The sequence below is a fragment of the Streptomyces sp. NPDC054786 genome (assembly GCF_053611685.1).
On sequence record NZ_JBSHAW010000031.1, the window covers coordinates 16,230 to 34,535 of the forward strand.

At 73.0% G+C, this 18,306-nt stretch carries 14 protein-coding genes and 1 riboswitch; of the genes, 10 read left to right on the forward strand and 4 right to left on the reverse strand.

The window, feature by feature from the left end; genetic code table 11:
• Positions 1-7: 7 nt before the first annotated feature.
• From ACWGI6_RS25175 to ACWGI6_RS25185, 3 genes are all read right to left on the reverse strand, one after another.
• Positions 8-625, reverse strand: coding sequence for a LysE family translocator (locus ACWGI6_RS25175; RefSeq protein ID WP_453269608.1), 618 nt, complete (start codon positions 623-625; stop codon positions 8-10).
• 111 nt (positions 626-736) lie between these two features.
• Positions 737-2,272: a DUF2079 domain-containing protein gene (locus tag ACWGI6_RS25180; RefSeq protein WP_453269609.1), complete on the reverse strand. Its 1,536-nt coding sequence runs from the start codon at positions 2,270-2,272 to the stop codon at positions 737-739.
• A 177-nt stretch (positions 2,273-2,449) separates the two neighbouring features.
• On the reverse strand, positions 2,450-3,241 hold the full coding sequence (locus tag ACWGI6_RS25185) for a DUF4190 domain-containing protein (protein WP_453269610.1): 792 nt from the start codon (positions 3,239-3,241) through the stop codon (positions 2,450-2,452).
• A 265-nt stretch (positions 3,242-3,506) separates the two neighbouring features.
• Between ACWGI6_RS25185 and ACWGI6_RS25190 the strand changes: the two genes are divergently transcribed.
• From ACWGI6_RS25190 to ACWGI6_RS25210, 5 genes are all read left to right on the forward strand, one after another.
• Positions 3,507-5,639, forward strand: a complete 2,133-nt coding sequence (locus ACWGI6_RS25190) for an N-6 DNA methylase (protein ID WP_453269611.1) — start codon at positions 3,507-3,509, stop codon at positions 5,637-5,639.
• Between the two features lie 247 nt (positions 5,640-5,886).
• Positions 5,887-6,615 carry a hypothetical protein gene (locus tag ACWGI6_RS25195; RefSeq protein ID WP_453269612.1) on the forward strand — a complete coding sequence of 243 codons (729 nt, stop codon included), beginning with the start codon at positions 5,887-5,889 and terminating at the stop codon, positions 6,613-6,615.
• The gene (locus ACWGI6_RS25200) at positions 6,612-8,318 is read left to right on the forward strand and encodes a protein kinase domain-containing protein (RefSeq protein ID WP_453269613.1); all 1,707 of its coding nucleotides are present in this window, start codon (positions 6,612-6,614) and stop codon (positions 8,316-8,318) included. Before ACWGI6_RS25195 ends, ACWGI6_RS25200 begins: the two co-directional genes overlap by 4 nt.
• Positions 8,319-8,589: 271 nt before the next feature.
• Positions 8,590-9,228, forward strand: a complete 639-nt coding sequence (locus ACWGI6_RS25205) for a SurA N-terminal domain-containing protein (protein ID WP_453269614.1) — start codon at positions 8,590-8,592, stop codon at positions 9,226-9,228.
• Positions 9,229-9,345: 117 nt separating this feature from the next.
• Positions 9,346-10,362: a nucleoside triphosphate pyrophosphohydrolase gene (locus ACWGI6_RS25210; RefSeq protein WP_453269615.1), complete on the forward strand. Its 1,017-nt coding sequence runs from the start codon at positions 9,346-9,348 to the stop codon at positions 10,360-10,362.
• A gap of 157 nt (positions 10,363-10,519) precedes the next feature.
• Here the strand turns inward: ACWGI6_RS25210 and ACWGI6_RS25215 are convergent, their stop codons facing one another.
• Positions 10,520-11,815 carry an MFS transporter gene (locus ACWGI6_RS25215; protein WP_453269616.1) on the reverse strand — a complete coding sequence of 432 codons (1,296 nt, stop codon included), beginning with the start codon at positions 11,813-11,815 and terminating at the stop codon, positions 10,520-10,522.
• Positions 11,816-11,957: 142 nt separating this feature from the next.
• Here ACWGI6_RS25215 and ACWGI6_RS25220 point away from each other — a divergent pair, with 142 nt between their 5' ends.
• The 5 genes from ACWGI6_RS25220 to eno all read left to right on the forward strand — a co-directional run bounded on the left by ACWGI6_RS25220 (position 11,958) and on the right by eno (position 18,187).
• Positions 11,958-12,833, forward strand: a complete 876-nt coding sequence (locus tag ACWGI6_RS25220) for a LysR family transcriptional regulator (protein ID WP_453269617.1) — start codon at positions 11,958-11,960, stop codon at positions 12,831-12,833.
• 70 nt (positions 12,834-12,903) lie between these two features.
• The gene (locus ACWGI6_RS25225; RefSeq protein WP_453269618.1) at positions 12,904-14,211 is read left to right on the forward strand and encodes a cytochrome P450 family protein; all 1,308 of its coding nucleotides are present in this window, start codon (positions 12,904-12,906) and stop codon (positions 14,209-14,211) included.
• A gap of 255 nt (positions 14,212-14,466) precedes the next feature.
• Positions 14,467-15,462 (forward strand): transglycosylase family protein, encoded by a 996-nt coding sequence (locus ACWGI6_RS25230; protein ID WP_453269619.1) that lies wholly within the window; start codon positions 14,467-14,469, stop codon positions 15,460-15,462.
• Positions 15,463-15,713: 251 nt separating this feature from the next.
• Positions 15,714-15,885: riboswitch (cyclic di-AMP (ydaO/yuaA leader) on the forward strand.
• Between the two features lie 7 nt (positions 15,886-15,892).
• Complete coding sequence (locus ACWGI6_RS25235; protein ID WP_453269620.1) at positions 15,893-16,564, forward strand: transglycosylase family protein; 672 nt, start codon at positions 15,893-15,895, stop codon at positions 16,562-16,564.
• Between the two features lie 336 nt (positions 16,565-16,900).
• A complete protein-coding gene (eno, locus tag ACWGI6_RS25240) occupies positions 16,901-18,187 on the forward strand; it encodes a phosphopyruvate hydratase (RefSeq protein ID WP_393908311.1) in 1,287 nt (428 codons plus the stop codon).
• Positions 18,188-18,306 lie beyond the last annotated feature (119 nt).

The window sequence follows — 18,306 nt, forward strand, 5'->3', positions numbered from 1 at the left end:
TCGGTGGTCAGTTGGCTTCCGCGGCCACCCGCACCCCGAAGCCGATGAGCACCAGACCCGTCACGCGGTCCAGCAGACGCCGGACGCGCGGCCGTTCGAAGAACGAGCGCGCCCTGGAGACGAGGTAGGCATAAGCCCCGAGCCAGGTCAGGGTCAGCACCGCGTGCAGCAGAACCAGCAGGCCCATGCCGGCCGCCGTGGGCAGTCCGTGCGGGGTCAGGGTCGGCAGCAGACCGGTGTAGAAGACGGCGATCTTCGGGTTGAGGACGTTGGTGGTCAGGCCCGTCAGGTAGACGCGCCCCGAGCCGGTGGCCGTCCACGCGGCGGTCCGCGGCGCGGAGCGACGGCTCTGCCGGAGGGCCTGCAGCCCGAGGAGGACCAGGTACGCGGCGCCCAGGATCTTGACGACGAAGTACGCCTGCGCCGAGGCCGCGAGGATCGCCGCAAGGCCGACGACGGTGAACACGCCCCATACGAGGAGCCCGGTGGTGATTCCGGCAGCGGTGCGCAGGGCCTCCGCCCTGCCGGAGGCGATCGCGCGCTTGGTGACCACGGCCATGTCCGGCCCCGGTACCACGGTCAACAGGGCGAGCACTCCGGCCGCCATGGCTGTCTGCGTCCACATACGGCCAGTCTGCTGCGAAAGATCACACCTGGGAAGTGACCACAGTCACGGTCGAACGCCCCCTAGGCGGTGCGGCACTTCAGGCCGGGAGCCCGGACGGGCCGCAGGTGGTCAGTGGGCGGAGGTCCGGTGAAGTACGACGAGGTCCGCGGCGCCGCCGAGGACGACGTAGGTGGACTTGGGGTGGCGGGCGGTGGCGTCCGCCAGCGCCTGCCGCGGGGTGTGGTTGTCGCGTAGCTGCACGGCGACGTAGTCGGGCGACAGACCGTCGGTGTCGCCGGTCCAGTAGACCCGGGTGCGGCTGGTGAGGCGGCTCAGCGGCCGGATGTCGGACTCGACGCTCGCACCGTCGGGTATGCGGTCGAGCAACTGCTCGGCGGCGGTGACGTCCGGCGGTATGCGGTACGTGGCGGACTCGGTGAGGCGGGCCAGCGGAAGTGTGGTCGTCAGCGCGAGGGCCACGGCCACCACGGCGGCCGGCAGATGGTGGGCGTACGAGCGCAGCCAGGGGCGGGCGGAGACCCGGGCCCGGGGCAGGGCGTCGATCAGGGCGAGGAAGACCACCGGCATCAGGACGGCGTTGTAGTGCCAGTCGATGCCCCAGTAGTGGGGCTCGTGGGACAGAAAACGCCAGCCCAGAGTGGGCAGCGCGACCAGCAGAAGAGGGGAACGCAGCGCGAGCAGGCCGGTGGTGGGCAGCAGGACCCAGAGGGTGGTGCGCACGGCCGTGTCGAGCGGGATGGTGAGGCCGCCGCCGTCGGCGCCGAACTTGCTCCAGTAGTCGTACGAGCCCGAGCCGTTGAAACCCGGTATGAGCACGCCGAGGGTGACGGCGGTGGCGGTGATGCCGAAGGCGACCAGGCCGATGGCCAGCGGACTGGCCCGCCGGGTGCGTATCAGGGCGAGCGCACCGATGACGGCCGCGGTCACCCCGAGGTCCTCCTTGACCAGCACCAGGGGCGCGGCCCAGCACACCACCGCCGTCCACCGTCCGCGCAGGACCGCTTCGAGGGCGAAGGCGATCAGCGGCAGCGCAAAGGCGATCTCGTGGAAGTCGAAGTCGACGGCCTTCTGCACGCCCCAGGACGTGCCGTAGGCGATGCCCAGGGCCAGGCCCGGGACACGGCCCAGCGAACGGGCGGCGGCGCGGGTGACCGGGATCGCGGACAGCGCGAAGAGCGCGGCCTGCGCGATCAGCAGGGTCAGGGGGGAGGGGAACAGCCGGTAGAAGGGAGCGAGCACGATCAGTACGGGACTGAAGTGGTCGCCGAGGATGTTGGTGCCGGGACCCTTGAGGTCGACGATCGGGGCCCGGAAGTGGGCGTAGCCCCGTATGGCCTGCTCGAAGATGCCCAGGTCCCAGGAGGACGTGGACAGCGTGCAAAAGCGCATGACGGACAGCAGCGCGAAGGCGACGAAGAAGAACCCCGCCGTCCAGTAGGGGCCGAGGCGGGGGACGCGCAGGGGAGCCGTCCGGTCGCGCAAGCGGCGGGCGCTGCGCCGCAGGCGCCCGGGGCCGCCGGGCGGTGTGCCGTTGGTGGCGGTCGCGGGGCCGGCCGGGTCGGCGGCCCGGGGCGGTGGCACGGTGCCGCCGGCTTCCCCCGGACTCCGTCCGGCGGCACCGGCCGTCGCTGCGGCCGTCTCCATGCGGGTCCTCACTCTCAACTGCCGAAAAGATACTCGAAACTTCCAGCCGGTCGGTCCGGTGGCCGCTGCGTCGCGGGGTGGCCGGGACGGCAGTGGTACGGCAGTGATTCAGACGTCGCTGCGGGGCCGTCCGTTCCCCGGGCCGGGGGCTGTGGAGCGAGGGGGGGAGCCGCAGGCTCAGAGGGCCAGCTTCCAGTGCACGGAGTCGAGCAGGAGGTCCGGCGTGACCTCGACGTCGAGCTCCTTGGCGGTCGGCGGCGCGTCGAAGACCATCTCCACGTCGGCGGTGGCGCCGGGGTTGATCGAGTCGCCGAAGTCGTGGTGGAGGATGCCGTGCTTGTCGTCGTCGACCTCCTCGGCCTTCTTGCCGTTGACCCGGGCCTTGGTCTGGACGAGCGGCTTGTCGAACACCTTGCTGCCGGCGTTCTTGATCGTGACGGTGAGCTTGTACGCCTTGTTGCCGTCGGTGTGGCCGCTGACGACGGTGTTCGGGTCGACGGTGTACGGGCTCGGCTTCGAGACGGTCACCTCGACGCCGTTGTTGTACTTCGCCGTGGAGCCCGGGGTGAGCTCCTTGGCGCTCTGGCCCGAGCCGTTCTTCGGCTGGCCGGAGCTCTCTTCCACCTGCTTGTGCACCTCGTCGACGGCCTTGTTGACCGCCACCACGGTGACGATGACGCCGATGACCGACAGGATGAGCGCGACCGCGCCCAGGATCGTGCCGGTCACCGCCACGCCCTTGTTCGTGGCCTGGCCCTTCTTGGCGCGGCTGAGGCCCACCAGGCCGAAGATCAGGGCGAGGATGCCGAGCGGTCCGGCCAGCCAGAACAGGATCATCGGGATGCCGCTGAGCGCGCCGATGATGCCGAGGATCAGGGCGGCGACGCCGAGGCCGTTGCGGGCCGCCTGGGGGGCGTGAGCGCCGGTGGGCCCCTGCGGGGCGGGCTGGTAGTGCATCTGCTGAGACATGCGAAGGGGCCCCTTCCGGGCACTCGGATCGATTTCCGCCGAAGCGATGGGTCAATAACAACAGAGGCTGTGAACCGAGTCAACATGAATGGATGAACTTGGAGAGTTCACGATGTGAAGGGGGGTATTGATCGTGCGTGGGTATGCTTGTCGACACAGTGGTCGGGGGTTCACGGAGGTCGGGGGTCACCGGATGGGAGTCAGCCAGGTGCCGGACAGTGCATCGCCGGACAATGCGACGGACACCAGGGCGACGGAGGCGGCGGTGGGGAGCCGCCCGACCGAGGTGACCGCCGCCGGTATCGCCCGGCTCGCCGGCGTCGGCCGCGCCGCGGTCAGCAACTGGCGGCGCCGGCACGCGGACTTCCCCAAGCCGGTCGGCGGCACCGAGACCAGCCCCGCCTTCGCCCTCGGCGACATCGAGCAATGGCTGCGCGACCAGGGAAAACTCGCCGAGGTGCCGCTGCGTGAGCGGGTCTGGCAGCAGCTGGTGGGGCACCCGGCGGGCGCCCCGGCCGCGCTGCGGCAGGCCGGCGCCGTGCTGCTGCTGGTCCGCGAACGGCCCTCGGCCTGGCGGCAGTTGCGCGCCGCCGCCGACGACGCCGAGCTGACCGGCGTACTGCCCGCGATCCTCGACTCCGTCCTCGCCGCCCGGCTCGGCCCCGAGCACCCCGTACGCGGCCTGACCCGTGAGGCCCTCGCCCCGTCCGCCGCACTGGTACGGGCCGCCGGCGACCTCGCGGCCCAGGACGGCGCCCCCGAGGCGTACGCGTTCCTGCTCGGCCGCCACCTGGACGCCAACCCCCGGCAGTACACCCTGACCCCGCCGGCGCCGGCTGCGCTGATGGCCGAACTGGCCGCCCTGGCCGACCCGTTGCACACCGTCCTCGACCCGGCCTGCGGCGCCGGCGCCCTGCTGGCCGCCGCCCAGGAGCGGGCCGGGCAGGACGCCACGGACCCTTCCGGCGCCGCCGTCACCCTGCACGCCCAGGAGGCCGACCCCGACCTCGCCGCGTTCACCGCGCTCCGCCTCGCCCTGGGCGCCCCCGACGCCCAGGTCCGGGTACGCGCCGCCGACACCCTGCGCGCCGACGCCTTCCCGGAGCTCGCCGCCGACGCCGTCCTGGTCCACCCGCCGTTCAACGAACGCAACTGGGGCCACGACGAACTGGCCTACGACCCCCGCTGGGAGTACGGCTTCCCGGCCCGTACGGAGTCCGAACTGGCCTGGGTCCAGCACGCGCTGGCCCGGCTCCGCGAAGGCGGCACCGCCGTCCTCCTGATGCCGCCCGCCGCCGCCTCCCGCCGCTCCGGCCGCCGGATCCGCGCCGACCTGCTGCGCCGCGGCGCGCTGCGCGCCGTCATCGCGCTGCCGGCCGGCGCCGCCCCGCCCAACGGCATCCCGCTGCACCTGTGGGTGCTGCGCAAGCCAGGCGGCGGCCCGCCGCCCACCCCGCACCTCCTCGTCGTCGACACCGCCGACCTCGCCGTCGGTGCTGTCGGCGCGGCCACGGGCCGCGACAAGCCCGACTGGGCGACCGTCCGCGCCACCGCTCTCGACGCCTGGCGGGCCTTCGACCGCGACGGCGGCATCGAGGAAGTGCCCGGTGTACGGAGGTCACTGGCCGCCATCGACCTCCTCGACGACGATGTCGACCTCGCCCCGGCCCGGCACCTCCCGCCGCCCGCAGCGGCCGGCGGTCCCGCCGAACTCGTCCGGGTACGCGACCGGCTGACCGCCACCCTCGCCCGCACCACCGAACTCACCCCGCGGCCCGCGGCCGGCGACACCCTCCCGGACCTCGCCGCCGCCTCCCGCTGGCCGCTGACCACCGTCGGCGAACTCGCCCGCGCCGGCGCCCTGGTACTGCGCGCGGGCGGCGCCGGAACGCGAGAGCTCGGGGGAGGGCCCGCGGTCCTCACCGACCATGACGTCATCGGCGGCGGCGCCCCCTCCGGCACCCTCCCCGAAGCCCCCGCCTCCGGGCCCGCCGAGGAACCGGTCCTGGTCCGCGCGGGCGATGTCGTCGTCCCGGTCCTCGGCGGCGGCGCCGTCGCCCGGGTCGTCGACGAGGCCACCGCCGGTGCCGCCCTCGGCCGCAACCTCACCCTGCTGCGGCCCGACCCGGCCGCCGTCGATCCCTGGTTCCTCGCCGGCTTCCTGCGCGGCACCGCCAACAACCGGCAGGCCAGCAGCTACGCCTCCACCGCCACCCGGCTCGACGTCCGCCGCCTCCAGCTGCCCCGGCTGCCGCTCGCCGAGCAGCGCCGCTACGGGCAGCGGTTCGGTGAACTGGCCGCCTTCGAAGAGGCCTTGCGGCTGGCGTCCCGGCTCGGCGAACAACTGGTACGGGGTCTGTACGACGGGCTGACGGACGGCTCGGTGGCTCCGGACTGAGCGGACCGATCGGGCTGACGGGACCGACCGGGCCCACCGGACCGACCGGGTCCGGAGGGGGCGGCGGCGCACGGGAGCCGGCACATCGGGCCGGCCATTCCGTACAACCCCGCACGCGCGGTCGGCGTCGTATATACGCTCGCAGGCACGCACGCGCAGCCGCGCCCGCCCGCGCGAGGGGGCGGTGCCACCCCACCGGCCGCTGCGGCACGCCCCGCCCGCCACGAACGATCCATCAGGAGCAGCAATGCACGGCCCCGTCCCCGCCCACCCGGCGCACCGCCCCCCGGCGCAGGGGACGATCATCCTGCTGCGGGTGCTCTTCGTGGCCGGCACCGTTCTCAGCCTGGGCTTCCTGGCCTGGGCCGCGCTGCTGCGGGCGGCGATCGTGCAGCGCAAGCCGCTGGGGTGGTGGCTCTTCGCCGGCGATCTGGCCCTGGTCATCGGCACGAGCCTGTGGTCGGAGGGCTACCCCGAGACCGACTGGCGCACGGATGTCGCGGTGGCGGTGCTGCTGTTGCAGATGGCGGGCACCGTGGCGTACTACCTCTTCGTCGACATCCGCGCGGTACGGGCGGCCGGGCAGCCGAACGGACCACTGCCCGCTCCGGTGCCCGGCCCGGGGTTCGGGCCCGCCTACGGGTCCGCCCCGGCGGCCGGTCCGGGTGCCGCACCGGCCACCGGGCCCGCACCGCACCCCTACGGCCCGCCGCAGCCGCCCGCGCGGCTCCCGCTGTACGCCCAGGAGACCCACCCGTACGGGCCGCAGGACCCCACCCCCTACGGTTCGCCGGAACCCAACCCGTACGCCGTGACCGAGACCCGGCTGCCCCCGCAGCCGGCGCCGGGCCGACCCGCCCCGGCGCCGTACCGGCCCACCCCGCCCCAGGAGCGGCCGCAGCCGCAGCGCATCGACCGGGTGCGGGCCGAGCTCGATGAGCTCAGCGACTACCTCCGCAAGGAGGAGGGGCGGTGAACGGCCGGGTCATCGGCGAGCGTTATGCACTCTCCGCGCTGCTGGGCCAGGGCGGTATGGGTCAGGTCTGGATCGGCTACGACCGCCGTCTGGACCGTCGGGTCGGCGTCAAGCTGCTGCGCCCCGACCGGGTGGCGGGCACCCCGGACGGCGAGGAGATGCGCCGCCGCTTCGTCCGCGAATGCCGGGTCACCGCGCAGGTCGACCACCCCGGGCTGGTCACCGTCCACGACGCCGGCAGCGACGACGAGGACCTGTATCTGGTGATGCAGTACGTCGAGGGCGCCGACCTCTCCGACCACCTGGCCGAGCACGACCCCTACCCCTGGCCCTGGGCCGTCAGCGTCGCCGCCCAGCTGTGCGCCGTGCTGGCCTCCGTGCACGCGGTGCCGATCGTGCACCGCGACCTCAAGCCCCGCAATGTCATGATCCGGCCGGACGGCTCCGTGGTCGTCCTCGACCTCGGTATCGCCTCCGCGCTGGACACCGACACCACCCGCCTCACGCACACCGGCTCCCCCATCGGCAGCCCGGCCTACATGGCGCCCGAGCAGGCGATGGGCGGCACCGTCGGCCCGCACACCGACCTCTACGCGCTCGGAATTCTGCTGCACGAACTCCTCAGCGGCGAGGTCCCGTTCGCCGGCTCGACGGCCCTGGGCGTGCTCCACCGCCATCTGCACGAGGAGCCGGTCCCGGTGCGCCGGCTGCGCCCCGACGTCCCCGAGGCCCTCGAAGCGCTGGTCCTCCACCTGCTGCACAAGGACCCGCAGGCCCGCCCCGCCGACGCCCAGGAGGTCTACCAGGCGCTGGCCCCGCTGCTGCCCGCGGCCACCACGGGGCCGCAGGCCGCACAGTCCCCGCCCGTTCCGCTCGCCCCGATGGACCCCACCCGCCCCTTCCGGCAGCCGCAGGCCCCCTGGCCGGTGCGCTCCCAAGGGGCCCCGGCGCCGGCCCCGACTCCCACCGCGCTGTCCACGCCGCTCGTTCCGGACGCCGCACTCCGTCCGGGTGCCGTCCCCGCGGCCACCGGGTCCGGCCGCCCGGCCGCCGACCCCCGCGCCTCCGCCGTCCCCGCGGCCCGCACCTCCCGGCCCGGTGCCTGGACCGCCGCCGCCGACCCGCGCACCTCCGCCGCCGGCGGCCCGGACGTCGCGGCCGCCGTCGACGAGGTCAAGAACCTGCTCGACCAGGGCCGGATCACGCACGCCGTGGACATCCTCGGCGGCATCCTGCCGGCCGCCGCCGAGCGGCACGGAGCGAACTCCCCGGTCGTCCGCACCCTGCGCAAGCAGTACGCCGCCACCCTCATGGACGACGGCCAGTACCGCCGCGCGCTGCCCGAACTCCGGCTGCTGGCCGAGGAGTTCGCGAAGGAGTCCGGCGCGGGGGCGACCCGCCAGTCGCTCCAGTTCCACTACGAGGCCGCCCAGTGCCTGGAACAGCTCGGCGAGGTCGGACAAGCCCTCGACGAGTACCGCGCGCTGCTCCCGTACTTCGAGCACTACGCCGACGACCCCGCCCGCCCGCTCGAAATCCGCCGCTCCATAGGCCACTTGCTCCTCGCCCAGGGCGAACGCGGCGCCGCCCAGGAATCCCTCTCCCGGCTCCTCTACGACGCCGAACGCCTGCACGGCCCCCACCACCCCTTCCCGGAGGAACTGCGCCGCACCCTGTACTGGCTGGGGCAGGTCCAGGCCTGAGGGAGGCGGGGCCTTGGAGCCGGGAGTGGCCGGGGAAGGACCCCGGGGCACCGACATCCGCGCAGACGCGGGCGGAACGGAACCCGACAGGAGACGCACGGTGAGCGGGGCATCACCACAGTTGATCAGGGCCGCCGGGCAGTCCGTACGCATGCGGAGAAACCGACCCCGCCCCAGATCGTTGGCCGAAGCAGTGGCCTGGGCCACGCCGACTCCATAGCATCGATCCACCAAGGTCGAGACTCCGTCGCACGATCTGCCGGGAGGCCATGTGTTCCGCCGTAGGACAGCGCTCTCCGTATCCGCCACCGCCGCTCTGCTGGCCGGGGCCCCGTTGCTCGCGGCCTGCGGCAGCGACGCCCACCCCGGGGCCGCGGCCATCGTGGACGGGAAGCGGATCACCGTCTCCCAGCTGCAGGCGAAGGTGAAGGATGTCCGCGCCGCCCAGGCCAAGTCCCCGCAGGGCGGCCAGCTCATCATGAACACCGGCCGGCTGAGCCTGGCCACCCTCAACGGCATGATCTTCGACGAGGTGCTGGCCCGCGGCGCGAAGGACGCCGGGGTGACGGTCAGCCGCCGCGATGTCCAGCGCTGGCGGGCCCAGGCCGAGAAGCAGTCCGGCGGCGGGGAGCGGCTGAAGGCGATGTGGCTCCAGCAGGGCGTCGCCCCCGACGAGATCGATGCCATGGTCCGCAACCAGCTGCTGCTCGACGGCGTCGCCCGGCACCTCGGTGCGGACCGCGGCAAGCCGCAGGGTCAGCAGAAGCTCGCTCAGGCGCTGGCCAAGACCTCCCGGTCCATGGGGATCGACGTCAATCCGCGGTTCGGCAAGTGGGACGACCACCAGGTCATCCTCGGCGAGACCAAGGACCCGTGGATCACCACCGAGCCCGCGAGGCAGCAGGCCTGAGCGGGCGGTCTGTACGGGGCGGTCCGTAAGGAGGCGTCCCCGGCGGGGGTCAGGGTGCGTCCGGGCCCTCACCCACCGGCGCCGGGCGTTGTCGGTGCGGTGCGTTACGTTCGAGGCGTGAACGCTGACGCCTCTGCCGCCGACACCGGCGCCGAAGCCCGCCCCGAGGGCACCGGCACCGGACGCCTGGTCCTGCTCACCACCAGCCACCGGGTCGCCCCCGGACTCCTGTCCTGGCCCGCCTGGCAGATCCTGCGCGGGGCGGACCGAGTGCTGTGCGCCGACCCGGACCATCCCCAGCTGCCCTATCTGCGGGAGGCCGGCATCGAGGTGGAGACGGCCGCCCCCGCCGCCCGCGAGCTGGTCAACCACTGCGTGGCGGGGAACCGTACGGCCGTCGTCCTGACCTCGGCGGACGGCGAGAGCGCGCTGACCGACGGCCTGGCCAGGCTGGCCGGCTCCGGCCGCGAGACCATGCCGGACCTGGAGCTGCTGCCCGGCTCCTACGACCTGCCCGGCGCCCGGCTGCTCGACCTCGTCCAGGTCATGGACCAGATCCGCGCCGCCTGCCCCTGGAGCAGCATCCGTACGCACCGCGACCTCGCCAAGTACGGCATCGAGGAGGCGTACGAGCTGGTCGAGGCCATCGAGGAGGGCGACCGCGAGGCGCTCCGCGAGGAGTTGGGCGATGTCCTCCTCCAGGTCGTCTTCCACGCCCGGATCGCCCAGGACGACCCCGACGAGCCGTTCTCCCTCGACGATGTCGCGGGCGGAATCGTCGAGAAGCTGATTCACCGCCATCCCCATGTCTTCGGGGAGGAGGACGCGGCGACCCCGGAGGACGTCAAGGCGCACTGGCTGCGGACGAAGGCGGAGGAGAAGCAGCGCGATTCGGTGACCGAGGGCATACCGCTGGCCCAGCCCGGACTGGCGCTGGCGGCGAAGCTCGCCTCCCGCGTCCGCACGGCGGGGCTCGATGTCGCGCCCCCGGCCGGGCAGGGCATCGGATACGAGCTGCTGGCACTGGCGATGCGGGCCGAGGCGGACGGCATCGACCCGGAGGCGGCGCTGCGGGCGGCGGCGCGGGCCTACCGGGATGCGGTGGTGGCCGCCGAGGGCGGTGCCGGTTCCTGACACCTTCGGCGCGGCGGCGACACTGCGGCGGCGCGTAGGCCGGCGTGACGGCGCTCCGGCCTGCGTCATCCGCTCCGGCGTGATCCCGGGGCTGCCGGAACGCGCCTTGCTGCCGGAGCGCCCTCGGACGCGGGGCGCAGGACGCGGCGCCGAACCGTCAAGGAGCGACGGAGCTCGCCGTCCCGGCGACGGCCACCGGCTCCTGCTGCCCGCGGACGCCTGCCGCAGGACGGCGCCGCAGCCGGTCGGCGAGCCAGAGCCCCACGACCGTCACCGCCAGCGCGGCGCCCAGCGCACACACCCCGCCCCAGCCCCCGACGCCCCACACCACCGACGTCAGCGCCGACCCCGCCGCCCCGCCCACGAAGTAGCTGGTCATATACGCCGAGTTGAGGCGGTTGCGGGCCTCGGGGCGGACCGCGTAGACCAGGTTCTGATTGCTGATGTGGACCGCCTGCGCGCACAGGTCCAGCACGATCACCCCGGCCAGCAGCGCCGCCAGCGACCAGCCGCCACCCGCCCCGCCGGCCGCGAGCAGGCCCCAGGACCCCAGCAGCAGGAACGCCGCGGCGCCGGTGACCCGGTGCGCCAGACCCCGGTCCGCCAGCCGCCCGGCCACCGAGGCGGACAGCGAACCGGCCGCGCCCACCAGCCCCAGCAGCCCGATGGCCGACTCCTGCCAGCCGTAGGCCGGCCCGGACATCAAGAACGCCAGCGCCGTCCACAGCACGCTGAAGCCCGCGAAGGTCAGCGCGCCCAGCGCGCCCCGCCACCGCAGCACCGGCTCCTGGGCGAACAGCGCCAGCGTGGAGCGCAGCAGCGCGGGATAGCGCAGGCCGGCGGTGGTGCGCAGCGCGGGCAGCCGGAGCCGCAGCAGCACCGCCATCAGCAGCATCAGCCCCGCATTCACCCAGTACACGGTGCGCCAGCCGCCGAGTTCGGCCAGGAGCCCGGCGGCCGTACGGGCCAGCAGGATGCCCAGCAGCAGCCCGGTCATGACGGTGCCGACGGTCCGGCCGCGTTCGGCGGGCGCCGCCAGGGTCGCCGCGTACGGCACCACGACCTGGGCGGCGACCGAGGTCAGGCCGGTCAGCGCGGTGCCGGTCAGCAGCAGGGCGGCGTTCGGCGCGCTCGCGGTGACGGTGAGGAAGGCCGCGGTCGCCAGGGTCAGGGTGACGGCCAGCCGGCGTCGCTCCAGCAGATCGCCGAGCGGGACGAGCAGCAGCAGGCCGAGCCCGTAGCCGACCTGGGCGACGGTGACGACCAGTGCGGCGGTGGACGGGGAGAGGTGCAGATCGCGGCCGATGACGTCCAGCAGCGGCTGGGCGAAGTAGTTGCCGGCGACGGACAGTCCGGCGGCGACCGACATCAGCAGCAGCGTGCCGCGCCCCGGGCCCGGCCGCCGGTCCGCCGGGCCCCCGTTGGCCGGCTCCGCTCCGCGCTCGGTCTCCATGCATGCCTCCCCTTCACCCGCCCACGGCCACCGTGGCGGCGGGCATCCCCCAGCCTGGGCCCGGTCCGATCGATGAGTCCAACACATCATTGTCATCGCATCCATCGCGAATCATGATCAATGCTGGCTAGGATCGGTGGGCATGGAGCTCCAGCAGATGCGCTATGTGGTCGCGGTCGCCGAGACCGGTGGGTTCACCCGGGCCGCCGAGCGCTGTCATGTGGTGCAGTCCGCGCTCAGCCATCAGATCGCCCGGCTGGAGAAGGAGCTCGGTGCCCGGCTCTTCGACCGGACCAGCCGCAGTGTCCGGCTGACCGTCGCCGGTGAGGCCTTCGTTCCGGTCGCCCGGCAGGCGTTGGAGGCGGCCGAGCGGGCCCGCGCCGAGGTGGCGGCGGCGACCGGCGTGGTGCGCGGCCGGCTCGCGGTCGGTGCGATCTCCACCGTCGCGGCCGTGGACCTGGCCCGTGAGCTGGGTGCCTTCCGGACGCGCTGCCCCCAGGTGCGGATCAGTCTGCAGACCGAGATGAGCGACCAGCTCATCGAGCAGGTGCGGCAGGGCGTGCTGGACGTCGCGTTCGTCGGGCTGGCGCCCGGCGCCCGTACCGTCGGCGTACGGGAGAAGGAGCTGGCGCGCGGTGAGCTGGTCGCCGTGGTGCCGCCGGGGCATCCGCTGGCGGGGCGGGAGTGGACCACGCTGTCGCGGGTGGCGCGGGAGACGTTTGTCGACTTCACGGCGGGGTCCGCGGCCCGCCGGCAGCGCGATGAGGCGTTCCGCGCGGCGGGGCTGACAGCGCAGGTGGCGTTCGAGGTGACCACGGTCGAGTTCCTGGCGAAGCTGGTGCGGACGGGCCTGGGCGTCGGAATGGTGCCGGAGGCCATCGCCTCCGAGCTGGCCGGGCTGCACATCGTGCGGGTGCGGCCGGCGCCCGAGCGTACCGAGCGGGTGGTGTGGAGCAGTCTCGGCCCGTCGCCGGCGGCCGTGGCGTTCCTGACGGGGCTGGGGGTGGATCCGGCGTAGCGCAGGCGCCCGCCGGGCCCCCGCCGGTGCGCGGGCGCGCCCGGGGGCGCCCACCGGTTACGGTCGGAAGGTGCACGACAAGCCCCACGCCACCTCCGCCGACGCCCCCGCGGGCTGCCCCGCCGCCGCGCCCGCCCCCGCGCTGTTCACCTGGGAGTTCGCCGCCGACCCTTACCCCGCGTACGCCTGGCTGCGGGAGCATGCGCCGGTGCACCGGACGGAGCTGCCCAGCGGCGTCGAGGCCTGGCTGGTGACCCGCTACACCGAGGCACGGCAGGCGCTCGCCGACGGCCGGCTGTCCAAGAACCCGGTGCACCACAGCGAGGCCGCGCACGGCAAGGGCAAGGTCGGCATCCCCGGTGAGCGCAGCGCGAACCTGATGACGCATCTGCTCAACATCGACCCCCCGGACCACACCCGGCTGCGCCGGCTGGTCTCGAAGGCCTTCACACCGCGCCGGGTCGCCGCCTTCGCCCCGCGCGTCCAGGAGCTGACCGACCACCTCATCGACGGCTTCGCGGAGCGCGGCGAGGCCGATCTGATCCATGAGTTCGCCTTCCCGCTGCCCATCTACGCGATCTGCGATCTGCTGGGGGTGCCGCGCGAGGACCAGGACGACTTCCGTGACTGGGCGGGCATGATGATCCGGCACGGCGGGGGGCCGCGCGGCGGTGTCGCCCGGTCCGTGAAGAAGATGCGCGGCTATCTCGCCGAGCTGATCCACCGCAAGCGCGAGTCCCTGGGCGACACCGCGGAGGCGGACGAGGACCTGATCTCCGGACTGATCCGGGCCTCGGACCACGGCGAGCACCTCACCGAGAACGAGGCCGCCGCGATGGCCTTCATCCTGCTCTTCGCCGGTTTCGAGACCACCGTCAACCTCATCGGCAACGGCATCCATGCGCTGCTGCGCCACCCCGCCCAGCGCGAGCTGCTGCAGAAATCGATGGCGGCGGGCGACACCGAGCTGCTCACCACCGGCATCGAGGAACTGCTCCGTTACGACGGCCCCGTGGAGCTGGCGACCTGGCGGTTCGCGACGCAGGAGCTGACGCTGGGCGGGCAGCGGATCGCGAAGGGCGACCCGGTCCTGGTCGTGCTGGCCGCCGCCGACCGCGACCCGGCACGCTTCGGCGAGCCGGATGTCCTCGATCTGACCCGTCGTGACAACCAGCACCTGGGATACGGGCACGGCATCCACTACTGCCTGGGTGCGCCGCTCGCCCGGCTCGAAGGACAGACCGCTCTGGCGACACTGCTGACCCGGCTCCCGGACATCCGACTTGCCGCGGAACCGGACGATTTGCGCTGGCGCGGCGGGCTCATCATGCGCGGACTGCGGTCGCTGCCCGTGGAGTTCCCGCCCGAACGGCCCTGACCAGCAACAAGGTCAAAAGTGACAGAGAGTCAGCCGTGTGACCTTTACGTGATCTGCGCTACACCGACTTGTGACTACCCGTGACCCCGGCTACCTTTCGACCGACGATCGACGGGCTTCACTCGATCGGCCGAAGCGGTGATGTGGGGGACCGGTGTAACGGTGTGCCTCGTGCGCGTCGGCCGGCCCGGGTAACCCGTCGAGCAGCTCGAAGAGCTCGTCGTACAACTCAACCGCCGCGCGAAAGGCATCCGCATGCGTTCCGGGAACGGCCGACACCGGCGCCCCCGTCAAGCACCGGCCATCTTTGTCACGGCGGGAGTGACCGGCGCCGGTATTGCCCTGCCACTGCTCGGCGCGAGCGGTGCTCACGCCGCCGACACCGCCACCTGGGACAAGGTCGCCCAGTGTGAGAGCGGCGGCGTCTGGAGCGCGGCTTCGGGCAACGGCTACTACGGCGGGCTGCAGCTCACCCAGGAGATGTGGGACGACTACGGCGGCGCGGCCTATGCCTCGCGCCCCGACCTCGCCAGCCGCTCCCAGCAGATCGCGGTGGCCGAATCGATCCTCGACGACCGCGGCCCGGAGAACTGGTCGAGCTGCGCGGTGAGCGCCGGTCTGACCAAGGACGGGCGCGCGCCGGAGGTCGACCCGGGCAGCACCGCCACTCCCTCGCCCGCCCCGTCGGACGCCGACGGCTCCTCGGACCCCTGGGACCCGTCCGATGCGTCCGGCACGCACGACGGCTCGGACTCCGCCGGCACGCACGACGAGCCGGGCGACGAGTCGTCCGATCCGGCGCCCTCGCCCGATGCCCCGGGCTCCGCCGGCTCCGGCGACGCGTCCACCGACCCGGCGCCGTCCGACTCGGCGACGCCGGGCAAGGGGCACGACGACCCGTCGCAGTCCGCCGACCCGTCCGACGACGGCAGCCGCACGGACACGACCGGCACGCCGCAGGAGAAGCCCGCGAAGGGCAAGCACCGCGGTGGCTCGGGCGACGAGGGTGACGACGACGGCGGCAGGTCCGCCGGCCGGCATGCCTCACGCGGCGACGAGGCGCGCACCGGCCCGGCGGGCGACGGCGACTACACCGTGCGCCCGGGTGACACGCTGTCAGCCATCGCCTCGGCCCACCGGCTGCCCGGCGGCTGGCCCGCGCTCTACGACCACAACGAGGGCGTCGTCGGCTCCGACGCGGACCTGATCAAGCCGGGCCAACTGCTCGATCTCGGGCACTCCGCGGGGTAATTCGCCGCCCTTCGCCCGCTTTTGGGAAAGTGAGACAAGGCTCTCGTTGACCGTGGTGAACCCCGGTTCGTCCCGCCTCGGCAAACCGGGGTTCACCTGCGGGTATGTGACCCGCCCGTGATCAAAAACGGTCAACTTGGTTCAGATGGTGGGGTTTGAACCCCAAGGGGATTACTGCTTAACGTCAGGACCGCTCGCCAAAGCGGGCCCTTCGATCACACGCCGAATCCTGCCGGTGGTCGGAGGCAGTTGACGCGCAAGCGCCGAAGGCAGGAGCGGGGGACCCAAGGTAAGTGCCGGCCCCACCCGTGAAAGCGGGTCAACCGGCTTGGGGTGAAGCCACGTGCGCCACGCGCACGAGGCCGGGCGATTCTCACGGCCCGAACCCGACAGCTCACCTCGTAGGCGTCGGTGAGGAAACGAACGAACCATGCTGATCATCAAGGGCAAGCACCGTCGTCCGTCCAAGGCCGTCCGCGTCGCCACCCTCGCCGGCATCGCCGGCGCTGCCGTGGCCGTCCCGCTGATGGGCGCCACCTCCGCCTCCGCCGCCTCCGTCGCCACCTGGGACAAGGTCGCCCAGTGCGAGTCCGGCGGCAACTGGTCGATCAACACCGGTAACGGCTACTACGGTGGCCTGCAGTTCTCCAACTCCAGCTGGGCCGCCGCCGGCGGCACCCAGTACGCGGCGCGCGCCGACCTGGCCAGCAAGTCCCAGCAGATCGCCGCCGCCGAGAAGCTCCTCGCCATCCAGGGCCCGGGCGCCTGGTCCTGCGCCGGTGCCGGCAACCTGACCGCCGGTGGCCCCGCCGCCGACGTCGACACCTCGGGCTCCGCGCAGACCAAGTCCGCGCCCCAGAAGGACGAGGGCTCCGCCAAGACCGAGGCCAAGAAGGCCCCGGCCGCTCCCGAGCGGCACGCCTCGCGCTCCACCGAGCGCAAGTCCATGGGCCACGGCAACTACACCGTCAAGGCGGGCGACACCCTCGCCAAGATCGCCAAGGCGCACGGTGCCGACTGGAAGTCCGTCTACAAGGCCAACAAGTCGGTCATCGGCGGCAACCCGAACCTGATCTTCCCGGGCCAGAAGCTCAACGTCTGAGTCCACCCCTCAGCGGGAATCCGGCGGGCCCGAGCGGCGGGCCCCCTTCCTCGGTGAGACCGCCCCGCCCGGCGCGCCCTTCCCCCAGCGCGTCGCGGCGGGGCTTCTCGTTGCCCGGCCGCGCCCGGGTCGCACCCATGGCGGCCGCACACCGGTAACCGGTTCCGTTCCGCGTTTCTCCCGTTCGGCGAACAATGCGCCCAAACGTCCCGTGAACTGGGCTTTTGGGGAGCTTTCCGGGTCTTTCCATCCCACAGAGCGGGCCAAGGGCAAGCGGACGTGCCCGGGGCCGTTAGGCTCGTGCTGCAGACTCCAGACACCCACGAAGGAGACAACGTGCCGTCCATCGACGTCGTCGTAGCCCGCGAAATTCTCGACTCGCGAGGTAATCCCACGGTCGAGGTCGAGGTCGGCCTCGACGACGGCAGCACGGGCCGTGCCGCCGTGCCGTCCGGCGCCTCGACCGGCGCCTTCGAGGCCATCGAGCTTCGCGACGGCGACCCGAACCGCTACCTCGGCAAGGGTGTGGAGAAGGCCGTCCTGGCCGTCATCGAGCAGATCGGCCCGGAGCTCGTCGGCTACGACGCGACCGAGCAGCGGCTGATCGACCAGGCCATGTTCGACCTGGACGCCACCGACAACAAGGGCTCGCTCGGCGCCAACGCCATCCTCGGCGTCTCCCTCGCCGTCGCGCACGCCGCCTCCGAGGCCAGCGACCTCCCGCTGTTCCGCTACCTCGGTGGCCCGAACGCGCACGTCTTGCCCGTCCCGATGATGAACATCCTGAACGGCGGCTCGCACGCCGACTCCAATGTGGACATCCAGGAGTTCATGATCGCCCCGATCGGTGCGGAGTCCTTCTCCGAGGGGCTGCGCTGGGGCGCCGAGGTCTACCACACCCTGAAGAAGGTCCTGAAGGAGCGCGGTCTGTCCACGGGCCTCGGTGACGAGGGCGGCTTCGCCCCGAACCTGGGCTCCAACCGCGAGGCCCTCGACCTCATCCTGGAGGCCGTCAAGCAGGCCGGTTACGCCCCCGGCCAGGACATCGCGCTCGCGCTGGACGTCGCCGCCTCCGAGTTCTACAAGGACGGCAAGTACCAGTTCGAGGGCAAGGACCGCTCGGCCGCCGAGATGACCGAGTACTACGAGGAGCTGGTGGCGGCCTACCCGCTGGTCTCCATCGAGGACCCGCTGTACGAGGACGACTGGGCCGGCTGGAAGGTCATCACCGACAAGCTCGGCGCCAAGGTCCAGCTCGTCGGCGACGACCTGTTCGTCACCAACCCCGAGCGCCTCGCCCGCGGCATCGAGGAGGGCTCCGCCAACGCGCTGCTGGTGAAGGTCAACCAGATCGGCTCGCTGACCGAGACCCTGGACGCCGTCGAGCTGGCCCAGCGCAACGGCTTCAAGTGCATGATGTCGCACCGCTCCGGTGAGACCGAGGACGTCACCATCGCCGACCTCGCCGTCGCCACCAACTGCGGCCAGATCAAGACCGGTGCCCCGGCCCGCTCCGAGCGCGTCGCCAAGTACAACCAGCTGCTGCGCATCGAGGAGATCCTCGACGACGCCGCGGTCTACGCCGGCCGCTCCGCCTTCCCGCGGTTCCGTCACGGCAGCTGACCGCAGTGCGGCCCGCTGCCGGGCCGATCAGGGCAGCAGGGGCTAATCGGGCGAGACAACCGCCCAGCACCCCGTACGTCCCCGGCGACGGTCCCGTACCGTTGCCGGGGACGTACCTG

What these genes read in the sequence shown, in the direction of transcription:
- ACWGI6_RS25220 (WP_453269617.1), top strand. Translation starts at nt 11,958, where the DNA reads ATGGAGCTCCAGCAGATGCGCTATGTGGTCGCGGTCGCCGAGACCGGT.
- ACWGI6_RS25180 (WP_453269609.1), bottom strand. Translation starts at nt 2,272, where the DNA reads ATGGAGACGGCCGCAGCGACGGCCGGTGCCGCCGGACGGAGTCCGGGG.
- ACWGI6_RS25185 (WP_453269610.1), bottom strand. Translation starts at nt 3,241, where the DNA reads ATGTCTCAGCAGATGCACTACCAGCCCGCCCCGCAGGGGCCCACCGGC.
- ACWGI6_RS25235 (WP_453269620.1), top strand. Translation starts at nt 15,893, where the DNA reads ATGCTGATCATCAAGGGCAAGCACCGTCGTCCGTCCAAGGCCGTCCGC.
- ACWGI6_RS25230 (WP_453269619.1), top strand. Translation starts at nt 14,467, where the DNA reads ATGCGTTCCGGGAACGGCCGACACCGGCGCCCCCGTCAAGCACCGGCC.
- ACWGI6_RS25215 (WP_453269616.1), bottom strand. Translation starts at nt 11,815, where the DNA reads ATGGAGACCGAGCGCGGAGCGGAGCCGGCCAACGGGGGCCCGGCGGAC.
- ACWGI6_RS25175 (WP_453269608.1), bottom strand. Translation starts at nt 625, where the DNA reads ATGTGGACGCAGACAGCCATGGCGGCCGGAGTGCTCGCCCTGTTGACC.
- ACWGI6_RS25195 (WP_453269612.1), top strand. Translation starts at nt 5,887, where the DNA reads ATGCACGGCCCCGTCCCCGCCCACCCGGCGCACCGCCCCCCGGCGCAG.